Source organism: Candidatus Hydrogenedentota bacterium, assembly GCA_019637335.1.
GTDB lineage: Bacteria > Hydrogenedentota > Hydrogenedentia > Hydrogenedentales > JAEUWI01 > JAEUWI01.
Window position 1 is genome coordinate 77,651 of record JAHBVV010000012.1, and the last position, 18,214, is coordinate 95,864.

15 protein-coding genes are annotated in these 18,214 nt (G+C 64.5%); 9 read left to right on the top strand and 6 right to left on the bottom strand.

Annotation, left to right across the window (positions count from 1 at the left end; genetic code table 11):
• Positions 1-2: 2 nt before the first annotated feature.
• From rpsP to KF886_14320, 3 genes are all read right to left on the bottom strand, one after another.
• Positions 3-443, bottom strand: a complete 441-nt coding sequence (gene rpsP / locus KF886_14310; protein ID MBX3178531.1) for a 30S ribosomal protein S16 — start codon at positions 441-443, stop codon at positions 3-5.
• A gap of 119 nt (positions 444-562) precedes the next feature.
• Entirely contained in the window at positions 563-1,903 is a 1,341-nt protein-coding gene (ffh, locus tag KF886_14315) for a signal recognition particle protein (GenBank protein MBX3178532.1), read from the bottom strand.
• Between the two features lie 31 nt (positions 1,904-1,934).
• The gene (locus tag KF886_14320; protein MBX3178533.1) at positions 1,935-2,525 is read right to left on the bottom strand and encodes a hypothetical protein; all 591 of its coding nucleotides are present in this window, start codon (positions 2,523-2,525) and stop codon (positions 1,935-1,937) included.
• A 276-nt stretch (positions 2,526-2,801) separates the two neighbouring features.
• On the opposite strand from KF886_14320, the gene KF886_14325 reads away from it, so the two are divergent.
• The 3 genes from KF886_14325 (at position 2,802) to KF886_14335 (ending at position 4,208) form a co-directional block, all read left to right on the top strand.
• A complete protein-coding gene (locus KF886_14325) occupies positions 2,802-3,386 on the top strand; it encodes a sigma-70 family RNA polymerase sigma factor (protein ID MBX3178534.1) in 585 nt (194 codons plus the stop codon).
• A gap of 64 nt (positions 3,387-3,450) precedes the next feature.
• A complete protein-coding gene (locus tag KF886_14330) occupies positions 3,451-3,897 on the top strand; it encodes a zf-HC2 domain-containing protein (protein MBX3178535.1) in 447 nt (148 codons plus the stop codon).
• Positions 3,894-4,208, top strand: coding sequence for a YbjQ family protein (locus tag KF886_14335; protein ID MBX3178536.1), 315 nt, complete (start codon positions 3,894-3,896; stop codon positions 4,206-4,208). Before KF886_14330 ends, KF886_14335 begins: the two co-directional genes overlap by 4 nt.
• A 13-nt stretch (positions 4,209-4,221) precedes the next feature.
• Here KF886_14335 and KF886_14340 read toward each other — a convergent pair whose 3' ends face one another.
• Positions 4,222-6,687 (bottom strand): hypothetical protein, encoded by a 2,466-nt coding sequence (locus KF886_14340; GenBank protein ID MBX3178537.1) that lies wholly within the window; start codon positions 6,685-6,687, stop codon positions 4,222-4,224.
• Between the two features lie 343 nt (positions 6,688-7,030).
• On the opposite strand from KF886_14340, the gene KF886_14345 reads away from it, so the two are divergent.
• The 4 genes from KF886_14345 (at position 7,031) to KF886_14360 (ending at position 12,046) form a co-directional block, all read left to right on the top strand.
• Complete coding sequence (locus KF886_14345) at positions 7,031-8,554, top strand: glycine hydroxymethyltransferase (protein ID MBX3178538.1); 1,524 nt, start codon at positions 7,031-7,033, stop codon at positions 8,552-8,554.
• Between the two features lie 657 nt (positions 8,555-9,211).
• Positions 9,212-9,676, top strand: coding sequence for a hypothetical protein (locus KF886_14350; protein ID MBX3178539.1), 465 nt, complete (start codon positions 9,212-9,214; stop codon positions 9,674-9,676).
• Entirely contained in the window at positions 9,673-10,461 is a 789-nt protein-coding gene (locus tag KF886_14355) for a hypothetical protein (GenBank protein ID MBX3178540.1), read from the top strand. The genes KF886_14350 and KF886_14355 overlap by 4 nt, the downstream gene beginning before the upstream one ends.
• A gap of 121 nt (positions 10,462-10,582) precedes the next feature.
• Positions 10,583-12,046, top strand: coding sequence for a sulfatase (locus KF886_14360; GenBank protein MBX3178541.1), 1,464 nt, complete (start codon positions 10,583-10,585; stop codon positions 12,044-12,046).
• Between the two features lie 74 nt (positions 12,047-12,120).
• Here KF886_14360 and KF886_14365 read toward each other — a convergent pair whose 3' ends face one another.
• A complete protein-coding gene (locus KF886_14365; GenBank protein ID MBX3178542.1) occupies positions 12,121-13,890 on the bottom strand; it encodes a hypothetical protein in 1,770 nt (589 codons plus the stop codon).
• A gap of 162 nt (positions 13,891-14,052) precedes the next feature.
• On the opposite strand from KF886_14365, the gene KF886_14370 reads away from it, so the two are divergent.
• Positions 14,053-14,868, top strand: a complete 816-nt coding sequence (locus KF886_14370) for a dienelactone hydrolase family protein (GenBank protein MBX3178543.1) — start codon at positions 14,053-14,055, stop codon at positions 14,866-14,868.
• A gap of 405 nt (positions 14,869-15,273) precedes the next feature.
• On the opposite strand, the gene KF886_14375 is transcribed toward KF886_14370, so the two are convergent.
• A complete protein-coding gene (locus tag KF886_14375) occupies positions 15,274-16,791 on the bottom strand; it encodes a sodium/solute symporter (GenBank protein ID MBX3178544.1) in 1,518 nt (505 codons plus the stop codon).
• 235 nt (positions 16,792-17,026) lie between these two features.
• Between KF886_14375 and KF886_14380 the strand changes: the two genes are divergently transcribed.
• Positions 17,027-18,151 (top strand): exo-alpha-sialidase, encoded by a 1,125-nt coding sequence (locus KF886_14380; GenBank protein MBX3178545.1) that lies wholly within the window; start codon positions 17,027-17,029, stop codon positions 18,149-18,151.
• Positions 18,152-18,214: the final 63 nt, after the last annotated feature.

Consider the following 18,214-nt stretch of genomic DNA (forward strand, 5'->3'; position numbering starts at 1 on the left):
CCTTATTCCGTCGCTTCTTCGGCCGGAGCCGCTTCCGCTTCCGCGGACGCCTCTTCCGCCGGCGCTTCCGTTTCCGCGGCCGGGGCTTCCTGCTTCGCCGGCTTCGGCGGCGGCGGCGCGTTGAAGCCCTTGTCCTCGACCACGCCGCCCTTCACGACCGCAACCGACTCCTCGGGAGCCGTGCCGTCGGCGAAGTGCTTGAGCACGCCCAGCTTGCGCAGGACGCTCTTCGCCGTGTCGGAGGGCTGGGCGCCCTTGCGGAGCCAGTCCAGCGCCTTGAGGACGTCCACTTCCGCGACGGGTTCCGGGCGCGCACAGGGGTGGTACACCCCCAGGTTGTCGATCTCGGGGCCGCGATCCCGGTTGCGGGAGTCGATCACCACAATACGGTAGTACGGTTTGTGGGTGCGGCCGCCCCGGCGCAGTCGAATTGCTGTTGCCATGATATTCCTCGTTGTTCGGGCGTCTCGCGCCCGGGCCCGAAAGCCTTCAGGGGTCTAAAGAACGTAGTTTGCAGTTACAGTATGCGCGGGATGGTGGCCCCGCGCCGTGTTTTCGTCACTCAGCGGAAGCCGCGCCGGCCGCTTCGGCCACCCCGGCCGCCGCCGCCCACGATCCGCTTCATCATCTTCTTCATTTTCTCGAAGTCCTTCAGCAGCCGGTTCACTTCCTGGATCGAAGTGCCGCTGCCCAGCGCGATCCGGCGCCGCCGGCTCCCGTTGATGACCTTCGGGCGCTGGCGCTCCTTCGGCGTCATCGAAAGGATGATCGCCTCAATATACTTCATCTCCTCCTCCGCGCCCTCCATCGCGCCCGGGTCCGATCCCATCACCTTGCTCATGCCGGGGATCTTCTGCATGATATCGCCGATGGATCCCATCTTACGCACCTGCCGCATCTGCGCCAGGTAATCTTCGAGGTCCATCGTGCCTTTTTTGATTTTCTTCTGGAACTTGACCGCTTCTTCCTTGTCCACCACCTCCTGCGCCTTCTCCACCAGCGACACCACGTCCCCCATCCCGAGGATCTGGTCCGCCATGCGCCGCGGATGAAACGTATCCAGCGCGTCGAGCTTTTCGCCCGTGCCCACGAACTTGATCGGGCAGCCGGTCACTTCGATCAGGCTGATCGCCGCGCCGCCGCGCGCGTCGCCGTCCATCTGGGTCAGGATAACGCCGGTCAGCGGAAGCGCGTCGTTAAACTGCTTCGCCGAATTAACCGCGTCCTGGCCCGTCATCGCGTTCGCAACAAACAGGATCTCGTGGGGCGATACCTGCGCGTGGATCCGCCGCACCTCCTCCATCATCTCGTTGTCCACGTGCAGGCGGCCCGCCGTGTCCAGAATGATGATGTCGCAGCCGCGCATCTGCGCCTCGCCGCGCGCCATCACGCACGTGTCCACCGGGTTCGCGTGCTCGCCCAGGCTGAAGAATTCCGCGCCGGACTGCTCCGCCACCACCTCCAGCTGCCGGATGGCCGCCGGGCGGTATACGTCCGCGCCCACCAGCAGCGGCTTGCGCCCGCGCTTTTTCAGCTGGAGCGCCAGCTTGCCCGCCGTCGTCGTCTTGCCCTGGCCCTGAAGGCCCACCAGCATGATGATCGTCGGCGGCTTGTCGGCCAGCGTCAGGGGCACGCCCTTCTCGCCCATGATCTTGACCAGCTCGTCGTGGACAATCTTGACGATCTGCTGCCCGGGAGAAATGCTGTCGAGCACTTTCTCGCCAATGGCCGCTTCCTGCACATCCTCGATAAACTTCTTGACGACCTTGTAATTGACGTCGGCCTCAAGCAGCGCCAGGCGGATCTCTTGCAACGCTTCCTTCATATTCGCTTCGGTCAGGCGGCCCTGCCCGCGAATATTCTTGAAAGCGGTCTCTAATCTCTTCGAAAGACTCTCAAACATAGCGCCAAGTCAAACCAGGTTACTGCCCGCGTTACCCAAGCACCGCCGGACGCCCGCCGTTCGGGCCGAAGCCGCCCCGGCCATGGCCCAGGTACTGGATCAGCCGATTAATCTGCTCGCCGTCGATTCCCGCGTCGTGACGATCGCCCATCTTCATGCCGCACGACGCCTCAAAACAGCGCCGGCGCCGCAAGTCGACCGCGCCCGTGAGGCGGCGCTCCGAGGCCACGCCCAGAAGCCGCCGCAACCGGTCAAGCGAGGCACGATTCGGCCCCGCGATCCGGTTGTCCAGCTCCTTCATATCCCAGCGCGAACCCGCCGCGCGGGAGCCGGTGGGAATCCCGTCAAAATCGCTCGCGCGCCCATCCAGTCCGGGAATGTCGCGCAGCAGTTCGCGCAGCGCGCGCCCAAGACACGCGCCCGGCATCGCGGGATCCGCGGCAAAATGATCGATCGCGCCATCGAGAAATGCCCGGGCCGCTCTATCATCCACTTCCGCGTCCTCCAGGCAGCGCGCCAGGCCCGCCAGACAGCGCCCGAAGGCGGCGCGCGAAACCTCGTCCGCGCCGCTGATGGCGGCTATCGTCTGGTCGACGTTCTTATAAAAGGCCTGACTAAACATTTTATTACACAATTCTTCCGCGCTGGAAAGCCGTGGGGACGTTTGTACCTGGACAGATCACACCCGTGACAGGTCGGGAAGTATACCACGCGTCCAAACCCCGGTTCAACAATGGGTTGCGCAGGTTTTGGCGCGCGCGCGCCGCCCCGCCGCCCACCGCAACGCGCGCCGCCGGCCCGAGGCTAAGTCCATGCCGCAAAAACAGTTGCACCCACGCCCGAAAACGGGTAGCATGAAGCCGCGAATAAACGGCGCGGCCGGGGGTATTCAGTGCACATGATGGAGCAATCGATACATAACGAGCAGGAGCTGCTGGCAGCCGCCGTCCACGGAGACCGCAAGGCCTTCGGGCAGCTGGTGCGCCTGTACCAGCGCCGGGCCTACGCCGCCGCCTACAGCCTTGTGGGCAACCGGGACGACGCGCTTGAGTTGTCGCAGGACGCCTTCGTGAAGGCCTTCAAGGCCATGAAGCGCTTCGACCTGTCGATGCCCTTTTACCCGTGGTTGCACCGGATTATACGCAACACGAGCCTGAATTACCTCAAGAAAAAGAAGCGCCGGGGCGAATCCTCGCTCGACCACATGATGGAAAGCGGCTTCGACGCCCACGATCCCGGCCATTCTCCGGCCGACTCGGCGACGCGCGGGGAGCTCCTCGACCGTATCAAGGACGCCATGGAAGAATTGAGCCCCGAGCAGCAGGAGATTCTCCGCCTGCGCCATTTCATGGAGCTGTCCTACGGAGAGATCGCCACGGCCCTGAACATCCCCCAGGGTACCGTGATGTCGCGCCTGCACGGCGCGCGCAAGAAACTTCGGGCTGTCATGGAAGCCCGCAATCAGGAGGCCACCGCGGTTTGACTATGTCGCAATTTTCCCCAACCGGCCCCGCCGGGCCACGCCGCACGCCGGGAGACCCGTTGCCATGAAGCGGTGTGAAGAAGAATACAAAGTCCTGATTTCGGGTTACCTCGACGGTGAACTGGCCCCCGAGGAAAAGCGCGACCTCGAAGACCACCTGGCCGGCTGCCCGGCCTGCCAGCGGGAACTCGACGCCATGCGCCGGCTTTTCTGGGGCACCTCCGCCGCCTTTGAGGGGGGCGACATCTCCGAGGAAACCTGGGATCGGTACCTGGAGAATGTGTACAACCGCCTGGAGCGCAGAACCGGCTGGGCCCTGTTCATTTTCGGGGTGTGCTGCCTCGCCCTCTACGGGTTCTACGCATTCATCATGGAGCCCTGGACCTCGGCCGCGGTCAAGGTCCTCCTCGCCATCCCGATGGCGGGGCTCGCCGTGCTTTTCGTTTCCGTGCTTCGCCAGCGGCTCGAAAGCATCAAGACCGATCGCTACACGAGGGAGATTCACCGTTGATCGTCGCGACCACACCCAATGTGCCCGGCCACACGGTCGTGGAAACCTTCGGCCTCGTGCGCGGAAGCACCGTCCGGGGAAAGCACCTGGGCAAGGACCTGATCGCCTTTTTTCGCAATCTGGTCGGCGGCGAGATCCCCGAATACTCCAAGATGCTCGCCGAGTCGCGCGAACAGGCCCTCGACCGCATGATGGAGGACGCCGCAAAGCTGGGCGCGAACGCCGTCATCTCGGTCCGCTACAGCACGTCCAACATCACCAAGGGTGCGGCGGAAATACTCATCTACGGAACCGCCGTCCGCATCGAATAGGCTTAAAGCCCGGTCACGGCAGGTTCTCGGCCTGGCCCCGCTCAAGGATGATGATCCGTTCCCCGTCCGTCACCGTAACCGTGTTGTGGGACGGATTGAATTCGCTGATCTTCCAGTCGCCCGCCAGCGTATCCCCGAGGCCGAACTGCGCGCGCCGCTCGCTGCCGTCCGGCAATGTCACGATCATGGAAAACTGCGGCGCGCTGTCCGGCGCATCCATCACGCCGCGCAATTCCACCGTCGCCGTCACGCTGGCCTGAGCGGCGCCGGACCCGGTCGCCGATCCGGGGCGATTGAAAAACGACTCCAGATCGATCTGGAAGGCTTCGAGTTCGAGGGACCGCTCGTGCGCGACCGCCCCCGGCCAGGAACCCTCGAGCCGCACGCGATACGACCCCGGAGCGAGCGCGTAGTGAAGGGTCGCCACCGCGCCCGCCGGCACCTGGAGCCCCGCGCCTAGCACCGCCGGAACCGTGGCGCCGTCGACAATCGCCGACGCGGGCGCGTCGGCCGATTCCCAGGCGTCACCGGCCAGCCGCCGCTCGACCGTAAGGCGCGCAAGAGCCGGCACGCGGCCCCCGTCGCCCCAGATCCAGTACGGCCGCCGCCCGGCGTTCATCACACGAATCACGGCGTCGTAGGTTCCGGTGTCCGGGTTCGCCTCCGCCGTAAACGTCGAAATCACGGGGTCCGGGCGCACAAGTCCGCCGTAGTCCGCCAGAATCGCCCCGCCGCCCAGCGCGCCCGCGGCCGCCACAACAAGCCCAATCCAGCGGAATCCCGGCAGCGGCAGCGTCGATGCGATGACGGACGCGCCGGCAAGCGCCCATCCACAAATCAGCAACAGGCCGCCCGGCGTCGACCACCAGGGACCGCCGGCGCGCAGCGCGACCGAGGCGGCGGATGTGCCGTTAAGTTCGCCCTGCATGTAGGCGGCGCCCGCCACAGTCAGCCCCAGCCAAAGCGCGCACAACAACACCGCCCGCGCCGCGCGATTTCCCACCGTCGCGCAGAGCCCGATGGTGGAGGCGCCGGCAAACAGCGCCAGCGTGAATGCCGGAAACATCGCGGCGTTCCCGCCAGAAAGATTCCGGACAATCGGCACGAATATCACCGTGAGCAACAGCGCGCTTCCCGCCCAGGCCAGCCAGGAATCCAGCCCGATGCCCCGAAGGTCGCCCGGTCTCCCCAGCCGCTCCAGAAAGGTCCCGCGCGGGTTCGGCACATCGGATACCGTATTGGCGTTCAGCGCACGCGTCGCCAGGTTCCGCGCGCGCTTGATATCGACTTGCGCCCGAAACACGGCCGCTTCGATCTCTTCGTAGGCATTTCGCGCTATCGCCAGCGTCTCCACCTCCCGCCGCTTCACCTCCTGGTAGGCCTTCAGCGCCTCCGAATCCGCTTCGCAGTCCCGCACCACCTGCTGCAGGCGGCTGCGGTAGTACGCAACCTCAGCCCGCGCCCGCTCGCGCGCCGCGTCGGCCTCCGCGCGCTGCCGCCGCATCTCCGCCGCGCCCAGCGCCCCGTCCAGGTGTTGGCGGTGCAGTTCGTTCAGCCGCCGGTCCGCCTTCTCGCGATTGCGGAGCGACTGATCGAGCCGGAGGATGGCATGTTCAATAGGCAGGCCCTCGACCGCGCTGTCCACGGGAAAGGGCGCCCCGAGTTGCTCCAGGGGAACGTCGGACAGGGCCACGTCAAGCGCGCCGCCGGCCACATGGGGATCTTCCGCCGCCAGCCAGCCCCGCAGGTTGTGCGCGCGGATCGCCAGCGCCTCCTGGCGTTGCCGGAGCGGCAAAACGCGCTTGCTGTACTCGACAAACGGGATTTCCCCGGTGCGCAGCCCCACCAGCGCCACGGATAGCGCGTCCCGCACGTCGCGTTCCTGCGATGATACCGCGGAAAGCTCATCGTGGATCTGCTTTTCCAGGGCCTGGCGCGCCTTACGGGCAAGCCCCCGGTAGCTCATCAGCGTCGCCTTGTCGTGATCGGCCTTCCGGCCCTCGCGTAGCGCCTGGAGTTGCTCGTCCACCGCGTGTTCATAGCTGCACAGAAAGCGCAGCGGCTCGTAGACGGCGAAGGCCACGGCGGGAAGCGCCGCCTCCGCTTCGGGAGATTCCCCCTCCGCCTCAACTTCGATCTCGACCTCCGGACCGGGCTCCACCACGTCGAACACGGGGACGTCCTCCCCGGCCGCGGGAGCGGCCAAAACCGCCTCGTCCGCAGCGGCGCCCTCCGGCGATTCCGAAGCGCGAGAAGGCACGGCGGCCTCTCCGGACCGCTTCGGGCCGCGGAGATACTCCGGGTGATCCTTAAGATAAATCGGGGCCCCATCCGCCGGCGCCTCGGACGCGTCCGGAATGCGGATCTTCTGGCGGCACGACACGCACTTGCCCGGCTTCCCGAACATACTGCGCGTCACCTTCATCTTCTGCCCGCAAAGACAGTAAATCCGGAATTCCCGGGGAGTGTCGTCCGACATGCGTCTCATCCTTCGCTGATGCGCATACACTAGCCGGTATCCCAATTAATTTCAAGTAGTTGAGACACCCCGATCCACCCCGGTTCAGGCGCCGCGGCGAATCCACTCGGTCCACTCGGTCCACTCGGTCCACTCGGTCCACTCGGTCCACTCGGTCCACTCGGTCCACGCTGTCAACTGTCAACTGTCAACTGTCAACTGTCAACTGTCAACTGTCAACTGTCAACTGTCAACTGTCAACTGTCAACTGACCCCCGTATCCCGCGCGCCAAACACCGGGACTTTAAATAAACCGGTCCAACGCGGTACCATACCGCCTCCGAATCCCCCCAAATCAGAAGGAATGCCCCCCGTGTCCAACGCCCTGCAGGCCTATCTCGCCAAGACCGCACCCGAAGCCATCGACAGCGGGTTCCTCGCCTACATCGCCAGCCTGACCGAAACCGCGCGCGTCGCGCCGGAGATCGCCCGGGCCATCGTCCAGGAACTCGCCGACCAGCGCGCTTACCTCAAACTCATCGCCAGCGAAAACTACTGCTCCCTGAGCACGCAACTGGCCATGGGCAACCTGCTGACCGACAAGTACGCCGAGGGCTTCGCGGGCCAGCGCTTTTACGAGGGCTGCGACAACGTGGACGACGTGGAGGCTTATGCCTGCGAGCAGGCCTGTAAGCTCTTCGGGGCCGAGCACGCCTACGTCCAGCCGCACTCCGGCGCGGACGCCAACATGATCGCGTTCTGGGCCATCCTCACCGCCCGGGTGGAAGTCCCCGCGCTGGAATCCGCCTCCTCCAAGGACCCCTCCAAGCTCTCCCAGGAAGAGTGGGAAACCATCCGCAAGGCGCTGGGTAATCAACGGCTCCTGGGCATGGATTACTACTCCGGCGGCCACCTCACGCACGGCTACCGCCGCAACCTGTCCGCCAAGATGTTTGACGCCTACAGCTACGCCGTGGACGAGAAGACGGGCCTGCTGGATTACGACGCCATCGAGGCGCAGGCCAAAGAAATCCAGCCGCTCATCCTCCTCGCGGGCTACAGCGCCTACCCCCGGCTCATCGATTTCAAGCGCATGCGCGCCATTGCCGACAGCGTCGGCGCCGTGTTCATGGTGGACATGGCCCACTTCGCCGGTCTAGTGGCGGGCGGCGTCTTCCAGGGCGACTACAACCCCGTCGCGCACGCGCACATCGTCACCTCCACCACCCACAAGACCCTCCGCGGACCGCGCGGCGGCATCGTGCTGTGCAAGAAGGAATTCGCCGAATACGTGGACAAAGGCTGCCCGCTCGTCATCGGCGGCCCCCTCCCCCACGTGATGGCGTCGAAGGCCGTCGCCTTCACCGAGGCCAACAAGCCCGCGTTCAAGGACTACGCCGCGAAAATCGCGTCGAACGCCAAGGCGCTCGCCCAGGCCCTCACCGACGAGGGCCTCACCCTCGCCACCGGCGGCACCGACAACCACCTCATGCTCATCGACGTCCGCACGAGCTGCGGCCTCACCGGGCGCCAGGCGGCCGGCGCCCTCCGCGAATGCGGCATCACCCTCAACTACAACTCCCTCCCCAACGACCCCAACGGCCCCCTCATCACCAGCGGCCTGCGCATCGGCGCCCCCGCCATCACCACCCTCGGCATGGGCCCGGAAGAAATGAAGCAGATCGCAAAGATCATCAAGCTCGTGGTAAGCAACACCCAGGCGGGCATCCTCACCAGCGGCCCCAACGCCGGCCAGCCCAGCAAACGCCTCCACACCCTCGACGAAAAGGTCCGCGACGAAGCCCGCGCCATGGTGAAAGAGCTCCTCGATCACTTCCCGGTGTATCCGCAGTTGGACCTGGCCTTTTTGCAGGAGCATTTTGGATAGGAGGATAGGCATCCTGCCTGTCACAACGCTCACGCCAGCCTACGAGAGGCTGTTGGTATGCGCGCGGGTCCCGCTTCAGTAAGACTGGGAATTGGCTTCCCCCGCCGTCCAACTTGGTCGTCGAGCTATTCCATGCTACGGCGTGCTTGACCACAGACCCGAATGTCCGAGGACCGCGAGGCGCTGAATCCAAAGCATCGCGAACGAAAACATATGCTTGAAACGTACGGGCAAGCGTAGCATTTTCAGTTTGTCCCCCGACCTCCAGCGCCGCTTCGCGACCATTATGTATTCGGTGGAGGTGAAGAAAGCGTGTCTGCGTGCGCAGCAAGTCTAGTGCGGCGCCTTGAGTTGAGTCATACCCTGTCCTCCAGACTCGCCTGCCGTGCGAGCTACAAAGATCGCAACACAAGCCAACCCAAGACATATACCACGTCTTTCGTTTTGTCGTGTTGTGTTTTTGTTTTTTATGTGTTGAGGAATTCGCTTGATTGTGTATCTGTGCTTTTTCCCACTAACTGAGCAAAATGTGATACGTTGCTCTCTTAGCCTTCGTGAACTATCGAGACGCAAGAGGTACTTCTACGGGCGCAATTGGCGGAAGTGGACGAGTTGTTCGCGCCGTTGCAGACCCGAGCATTTATTGGGAAGTTGTGAATGGTACGTTTCCCCTACAGCGGCGAGCAGATCCGGGCCATGGTGGCGACCGAAAAGCATCCCCGTGACTGGGAGACTTTAGCGTTCAAGAAAAGTGGCGAGAGATCACGCCGTTGCGAATCGCTCTTGGTTCGGGCGGATGGGAAATACGACCGAATCCGTTTAATCGTCTGCGCCGGGCGGGTGGACGATCCTCACTCCTTCAAGGCTTCCCTTCTGCTGGAGGACACGCGCGTCCGGGGCATCGATTATCATGCAGTGGCACGCAGACGCTACTATAAAGAAGTCATCCCGAAGGGCTGGCATGAGGATATCGAAGATCCTAATCGCAGTCCTGGCGAGAAGGGCCATCATGATCCTGTGGCGCTGCCAGATTTCGAACCGCTGGATCTGTTGGACTTTCTGCGAAAAGTCTGCAAACACTGGAATATAGAATTGCCCCTCGAATCGGAGATGCTGATATGACGAACACACACAACGATATGAAACAGCTGCTTCGCGATGGATTGACGTCCTTCTGGGGTGAACAACTGCAGATTGAACCCGAAGGTCAGGGCCTGGCGGTGGCCATGCCGCTGATGGATTCGTCCGGGTGGCAGGTGGTGGTGCACCTTGCGCCGCTCACACCGACCCAGTGGCTTCTGAGTGACCAGGGCGCGACGTTGGGCATGCTCGATGACGCCGGGAAGCACCCGGAGGGCAAGGGGCTGCGGGAGGTGGTGGCGTCCCAGGGGCGGGTTTATGGCTTCGAGCGCGACGGGCTGGTTCTCCAGCGTACCGTGCGCTTTCCCTTTGACCCGGCGGAGATCCAGATTTTTGCGGAGGGTCTGGCGGCCCTGAGCCATTTGTGCCCAAAGCGGAAGGGCGTGGTGACCACCCATGCTGCGCAGCGAATAGCGGATCGTATCAGCCGGTATTTTTATGACAAGCAGTGGACCCCGAAGCGCCACCACAAGCTGGCCGGTGTGGTGGAGACGGCGATCGAAGTGGACTTCTATTGGGAGGGGGCACGGCCCCTGGCGCTCCAACCCGTAGGGCGGACCCGGCACCTGCGCAGCTATATGGAGCAATGGGGCTGGCGCTGGACCGATTTGAAGAACGCCCACCCCGATCTGGTCAAGGCGATGGTCTTTGACCCCGACGCGCAGCAATGGGACACGGACTCCATGCGGATAGGCGAAGAGGTCTGCGATATCTTCGTGCCCGTGTACGAGACGGAAGAAGCGCTGGACGGGATGCTGGCTGCCTGAGCACGGCAAATGCGACGAAATCGCAACCGCGAGCGGGGCCGGCTGGGGCTGCTCGATTGCTTCCGGGTCTATCCTCCGTTAGACTGCACCTTTTCCAGGCATTGTCTGACGGGAGTCCGCCATGAGTCATCGAACGACGCTTTTCGCGTTTGCGTTTCTTTTCATTGGGGGCTTTCTCGACCAGCCGTCCGCTCGCGCGTCCGAATCAGATCACCAATCGAAACTAAACGTCCTTTTCATCATTTCAGACGACCTCACGGCCAACGCGCTCTCCTGCTACGGCAACACCGTCTCCAAGACCCCCAACATCGATCACCTGGCCGACGAGGGCGTCCGCTTCACCCGCGCCTATTGCCAGGCCACCTACTGCGGGCCTTCGCGCGCCTCATTCCTCTCCGGCTACTATCCGCATGCCACGGGCGTCCTTGACTATAAGAGCCCGCGCCCCCAAATCGGCGATCGCGCGACGTGGCCGCAGCATTTCAAGAACAACGGCTACTACACGGCGCGGGTCAGCAAGATCTATCACATGGGCGTGCCCATCGGCATTGAGGAGGGCAGCGATGGCGCGGACGATCCGGCGTCCTGGACGGAGCGCTTCAACAGTCCCGGCCCGGAGTGGAAAGCCCCTGGCGTGGGCGAAACGCTGGAGGGCAATCCGGACGGCGCGAAGCCCGTGGTGGGCGGCAATACCTTCGTGGTCGTGGAGGCCGAAGGGGATGACATGGTGCACTCGGACGGAAAGACCGCGGCCAAGGCGGTGGAACTGCTCAAGGCGCACAAGGACGAGCGCTTTTTCCTTGCCGTGGGCTTTGTGCGTCCGCACGTTCCCTTCGTGGCGCCGAGCTCCTATTACCCGCCCTTTCTGCCCTATGACTCGATGGAACTACCCGAGAAGATTCCCGGCGACTGGGACGATATTCCGGAGGCCGGGATCAACTACAAGACCAGCGAAAACATGCAGATGGATATCCGCCGGCAGAAGAAGGCGGTGGGCGGCTACTATGCCTCGGTCGCCTTCCTGGATGCGCAGGTGGGCAAGGTCCTGGATGCCCTGCGGGACGAGGGCCTGGAGGATAATACCATCGTGATCTTCACCAGCGACCACGGCTACCACCTTGGCGAGCACGATTTCTGGGCCAAGGTCAGCCTGCGCGATGAGTCCTCCGGCGTGCCGCTGATTATCCGCGTACCCGGCAAGGAACCGGCGGTCTGCAATTCCTTCGCGGAGCTCATCGACCTCTACCCCACCGTCGCCAGCCTCTGCGGCCTGGAAGTCCCGGAGCGCCTCCAAGGGGAAGACATCTCCCCCATGCTCGACGACCCGAGCTACGAGGTGCGCGACGCGGCCTTCAGCGTGGCGCCCGCGCGCAAGGGCTTTCTCCTGCGGGAGAAGGATTGGGCCTACATCCAATACGAAGAGGACGCCTCCGCCGGAATCGAGCTCTTCGACGCTGTCAATGACCCGGAGCAATTCACCAATCTGGCGGACGACCCGGCCTATGCGCCGGTGGTGGCGCGATTCAAGGAGAAGATGGCGGCGAAATTACGCGCGATTCGGGAGAACGATCTCGGGTTGAATTAACCGCCTTCATCGCGTACCAAGGCGCGTTGGGATCGGGCGGCGCCAAGCCCTTCATGGTGTCTGCCGTTTCGCGCTTACGGCATCGCCTCCCCCGTGTTCGCGTTGTAGCAGGGCGCGCCTTCCTGGCCCTCCTGAACCAACGTGATCCGGTGCACCGACACGCCCAGATCGCGCACATCCCCCGATCCCGGCTCGTGGTCCATCGGGCGCCACGTCGCCGTGCGCAGGGTCAGCGTGACCGTATCCGATTCCGCCTCGAAGCTCCCCGACAGCGGGCCGGGCGAGTCCGCCAGCGCCGCGATGCGTTCGCCGCCAAGGTACAGGCCGTTGTCCGGCGCGGCGGCGTGCCCGGGCTGGTGCAGTTCCACGCTGACGCGGTACGTTTTCCCGGGAACAACCGGCAGCACGAATTGAGACGCCCCCCGTGACCAGCGGCGCGTGCCGCCCTCGCCGAATTCCGGAGCCTTTTCGCGCCCATACCACTGCCGCAGGAACGGGCTGTCGCCCGGCGCGCCCACGGTAACCGTGTAGTGCGCCTTCATGGCCGCCGTCCATTCAAAGCCCCCCTGCTCGTTCCCGATCAGCTGCGTACGGGCGCCCGCGCGGTTCTCGGCGCGGAATCCGCCCTCGCCGAGGTTCCCCATCAGGATCGCGGTCCCCATACCCTCGTTCACCAGCACGTGAAGCTGGCCGTCGTCGAAGATATTCCCCTGCAAGACCGCCTTGCCCGCGTCCAGGCGGACCGCCGGCGCGCCGGTGCCGTTGATGTCCCACTGGCAGAAGTTGGACGTGGAGACCGCGAGCTGCGCCTGCGCGCCGCGCGCCCACAGGGCCATGTCGAGCGGCCCCCAGAACGCGCAGTTCGACAGGTTCACCTTCCCCGGCCCGCAGTCCTCCGCAATTTCTACGCCCACGCTGTCCTGGCTGCTCCACCGCCCCACGAACTCGCCGTTTGTGATCAGCAGCCCGGCGATCTGCGCGTCCTCCACGTACACCGCGCGGCGGCAGGAATCCGCGCCGATCCCGACGAAGCTGCCGTTGGCGGATCCGTTCTTCGACCGCGAAAACCGGTAGCCGATGCCATAGCCGAAGCAGAAGGTGTGCGTGACGTATTGCCAGTCCGTCCGCGCGAACTCGAAGGCCACGCCGTTCACATTAACCCACTTGCAGTAGGGATCGTCCGGCTTGTAATGCACGCCAAAAGGCCAGAAATGGCAGTTCTCCACCCGGGAGATGTCGTAGCAGGCGTCGATGTAGAGCCCGCGCCAGCTCGGGTACCCGAAAACGTTCCGAATGATCATCCGCGCGGAATTCTGGAAGCGCATCGCCTCGTAAGCATTGAGGATCAGGCAATCCAGCACCGCCACATCCTCCACGCCGTGGCCCAGCACCGCCGGGGGATACGCAACGGGCGGCACATCGGACTGCCGCCACTCGGGATACCGGATAATCAGCCCCGAAAGCGTCGCCGTGTGGCCCGCAAGCCGGATAAACGGCTCCCCCTCCGGTTCGCCACGCCCGGCCCAGGCCTCCAGCACCGACCCCGCCAGCGATTCCGCTGGACCCTGGAACGGCAGCGGCGGCGTCCGGAATACCCCCTGAAGCGTCACCGCGCCGGGAATGCGCAGATTCCCCCGGATGCAATACGCGCCCGCCGGGACCTGCACGACCCCGCCCCCCGCCGCGCCCGCCTCGTCGAGCGCCTTCTGAAACGCCGCCGTGTCATCCGTCGCCCCATCCCCGACCGCCCCCGCGTCGCGCACATTCCAGTCCGCATACGCGGGATTCGCCCCGAGGGCGCAACCCACAATCAATCCAATCCAAACCCAGGCGCGCATTGGCATGCTCCTTCCAATCCGCCCAACCTCCGCACAGCGTAAACGCCCGGGCCGCCCGCCGGCAAGTTCCCGCTGGCCCGTAGCCGCTCCTTGCCCGTCGAGGGGTTGCTCCCGTTCCCGGGCTGCGCTATAGTGATCGCCGTGAGTCAAAACGCAAAGGAGTCCCCCATGAAAATCGCCGCAATGGTTCCCTGCCTGCTCGCCCTGACCCTGATCGCCGCATCCACCGCCCTCGCGCAGGAGGTCACCCTGCCGCCGGATGCGGACGCCGCCGCCGACACGCTCAAGAACTCCCCGCGCCACGGCGAATTCGTCCACATCCCGCTGGAGGGCAGCGATACGAAGCTGCGCCTCTTCGTCGCCTATCCGGAACGCGCCGACAACGCGCCCGTGGTGATTGTCATCCACGAGATCTTCGGCATGACCGACTGGACCAATTCCGTGGCGGACGCCTTCGCGCGCGAGGGCTTCATCGCGGTCGCGCCCGACCTCATTTCCGGCATGGAAGGCGCCGAGGAGAACCCGCGCGAGGCCATCGGCGAGCTCACGCCGGAGGAGACCGTCAAGCGCCTGAACGCCGCCAGGGAATATGGCCTCGCGCTCCCCGCCGCCAACGGGAAAATCGGCTGCGTCGGCTATTGCTACGGCGGGCGCACGACCTTCTATTACGCCACCCAACAATCCGAACTCGACGCCGCGGTCGTCTTCTACGGCGATTCGCCGGACACCGCGCTCCTCTCAAAGATCGCCGCCCCGGTACAGGGCCATTACGGCGGCAACGACAACCGCGTCAATGCCACCATCCCGGACGCCGAGGCCGAGATGAAGAAACTCGGCAAGACCTACGATGTCCACATCTACGAAGGCGCGGGCCACGGCTTCCTCCGCCAGCAGAGCGGCCAGGACGGCGCCAACCTCAAGGCAAGCCAGCAGGCCTGGAAAAACACCGTCGCCTTCTTCAAGGAACACCTCGAGGGCGATTAGCAAACCCCAGGGACTGACACGCCCACAAACACTCCGAACGCGTCACACCCGCGCCGCGTCCAGCACCAGTGCGCCGCGTACCCACGCCCCCCAACCGGGCGGGTCTGTCCCGTCCCCAACCACGCCCTACTTGAACCTTCACCCGCTCTCTGTGCAAAGTAAACCCAGCGCGCGCATGCCCGGCGCGAACCGGGAGCCCATTCGGAGCGATCGCTTCCCACGCCGGCGCGCGCCCCACGCGATCAACCGAAGAAGATCGACCATGATCGTGGAAGACCATGAATTGAATCGCAATTTCATGAACGAATTCATCACCAAGCCGGTCCGTATTGCGCGCATTCTGGAAGTCCTTGCGGCGTACCGCGCGTGAAAGCCCGTGCTTGAAGCGGGCGGAGGGCTGCGCAATCAGCCCGGATGGCCCAGGCGCCGGGCCACGGCGCTTCCGAGTACGCCGGCGGCAAAGGCGCCCGCCGCGGAGAGGGGCATGATAAAGGTGATGGAGACATCGCTTTCGCTTCCGGTCAGGGCGTGATAGAGCGGTTGCCAGAAGGTCAGCACGATCCCGAGGAAGGCGCCGGCGAGGATCCCGGTCCAAGCGCCCGCGGGTCCCGTTCGGGGCGCGAAGAACACGAGGGTAAAAGCGACGAAGAGCGGTGCGGCGAGTACGGAACTTACGCGCACGGTGATTTCGAGGAGGTTGTTTCCGGGCATATAGGTCACGGCAAAGCTCATGACAATCGCCACGGCGCCGACCAGTACGCCGATTAACCTTGCTCGCCGGACTTGATCCTGGTCGGTGAGACATCCCCGCGTGGTGACGGCGCGAAAGTCGGTTACCAGCACGGTACTGATCGAGCTGATGCCGCTATCGAGACTGGACATGGCCGCGGCAAAGAGGGCGGAGACGACGAGTCCGGTAAGTCCGGCGGGCAGGACGGCGGCGATGAAATGGGGAAAGAGCTTGTCGGCCTGCGCGGCGAGTCCAAGGCCCGGATCGGGAAGTTCGCCTGGGAAGCGCAGGTAGAAACTGGTCAGCGCCATGCCCGTCAGGAATAAGATTGCGCCGGTAACGGCATCGCCAATGATTGACAGCCCGAAGCTCTGCCGCGCGGCGCGGATATTCCGGGTACTGAGAAAGCGCTGGACCACGACCTGATCGCCGGTGGCGGTCATGATCCAGTAGGAGCAGCCGTAGATCATCACGCTGATGACGGACAGGCGCACGGCGGGGTCGAGGCTGAAGAGTTCCGGGGTTGGCCAATCCAGATCGGCGAGGGCGGGGTTGTGCCAGTCCGGCCACCAGGCGAGCGGCCCGCCGCACTTGACGGCGATAATGACGATGGAGATCGCCGCGCCGCCAACGAGCACGATGTACTGGATGACGTCGGTAATCATGACCGCGCGTATACCGCCGAGCACGGTGTAGCTGGTTCCGATAGCGCCGACAGCGACGAGTACGGTGCGCGTGGGGAGTCCGGTCACGGTGGCGACCGCGAAGCTGCACGTGTAGATGACGAGCCCCATCCAGAAGATGCGGGAGAGGATGAACATGGCGGAGGTGGCCATGCGAACCCCATTTCCGAATCGGGCTTCCAGCAATTCGTAGGCGGAGGTGGCCCGGTGCTGCATGATGCGGGGGATAATGAGATAGGCGATGACCGCGTAGGAGATGGGGGCGTGCAGCATCTGCCACATCCAGCCGGGGCCGTTCTTGATCATCTCGCCGGGCGAGGCGAGGTAGGAGATTGAACTGACGAGGGACGCAAGAATCGAGATTCCCGCCACGATGGGGTTAATGCCGCGGCCGCCGAGAAAGAACTCCTCGGTGGAGTGCTGGCGGCGCGAGGTCCACCAGCCGATGAAGAGCACGATCATGGCGTAGGCCGTGATAACGACCATGTCAAGAGCTTGCAAATGACCCACGGCTGCCTTTCTAATGGTTCCATAGCACGTGTGCTGCGCGGATTCGGTGTTGCCCGAAAGGGTAGCACAAGAGCACAAGCCAGTTTAGACACGGAACCTGGCCTGGCAAGCGCTGGGGAAAGCCTGGCCCGACCGGGAGGAGCGGGCCGATCGCGAGTGCCGCGGACACGGGCAGAGCATTTCGCTGACGGATCGGGTCCCTGGCGGCCCGCGTCCATACCGAAGGAGAGCCATCATGATAGTTGAAGACAGCGGAGAAATATTTACCGGGCGGGCCGGCGGGCCCTTTTCCAGCGCAACGTTCCCCATGGCCTGTGTGAGCCGAAGCGGGCGCTGGTTGTGCGCATTCCGCGCCGCGCCCGCCAAGGCGCCCCTCGCCGGCCAGCACGTGCTGCTCACCTGGTCCGACGACTGCGGAAAAACCTGGCGCCAGCCCTTTGCTCCTTTCTCCCCGCCCGAACTGAACGGGCGGCCCGGCCTCTTCCGCTTTGCCGGCCTGACGCGCCTCCACGGCGGGCGCCTCATGGCCGCGCTGAGCTGGGTCGACCACAGCGAGCCCGACGCGCCCTACTTCAACGAGGCCACCGAAGGCCTCCTCGACACCCGCGTGTTCCTCAGCGTCTCCGCGGACGACGGAGTGACCTGGACAAAGCCGACCCCCGCGGAAACCGCGCCGTTCAATGGCGTGCCGACGCCGCTTACCGGCCCCATCGTGCGATTCGAAGACGACGAACTCTGTTGCCCCATCGAGATCAACAAGCCCTACAACGACACCGCGCCGTGGGAGCACCGGTCCGTCCTCTTCTTCTCCACCGATGGCGGCGGAAGCTGGCCGCGCCACTGCGTCGTCACCGAAGACCCCGAAAACCGCGTTTTCTATTGGGATCAGCGCATCTCCCTCCTCCCCGACGGCCGCCTCTTCAACGCCTTCTGGACCTACGACCGCGCCGACAACCGCTACCTCAACATCCACACCTGCTTCTCCGACGACCGCGGGCGCTCCTGGACCGCCCTGCGTGATTCCGGCGTCGCCGGACAGCCCGGTCCCGTCTTCGCCCTGGAAGACGGCGAGCTCGTCATGCCCGTGGTGGATCGCAACGGCCCCACCCGGATCACGGTGCGCCGCAGCGAAGACAACGGCACGACCTGGCCCGACGCAAACACCCTCACGATCTACGAGGCCGCGGGCGACGCGCAATCACGCGACAAGGCATCCATGCAGGACGCCTGGGCCGAAATGAGCGCGTTCTCCACCGGTCTGCCGCACGTGGCCTCCCTGCCCGGCGGCGGCGGCGTCCTCGTCTACTACGCCGGCGACTCCACCGACCACACCGGCATCCGCTGGGCGAAGATCGAGTAGAACCGTCTCGGCTTTTCAATCGCCAATCGGCCATCCACGCGAGCCAACGAGGACTTTCCAGGC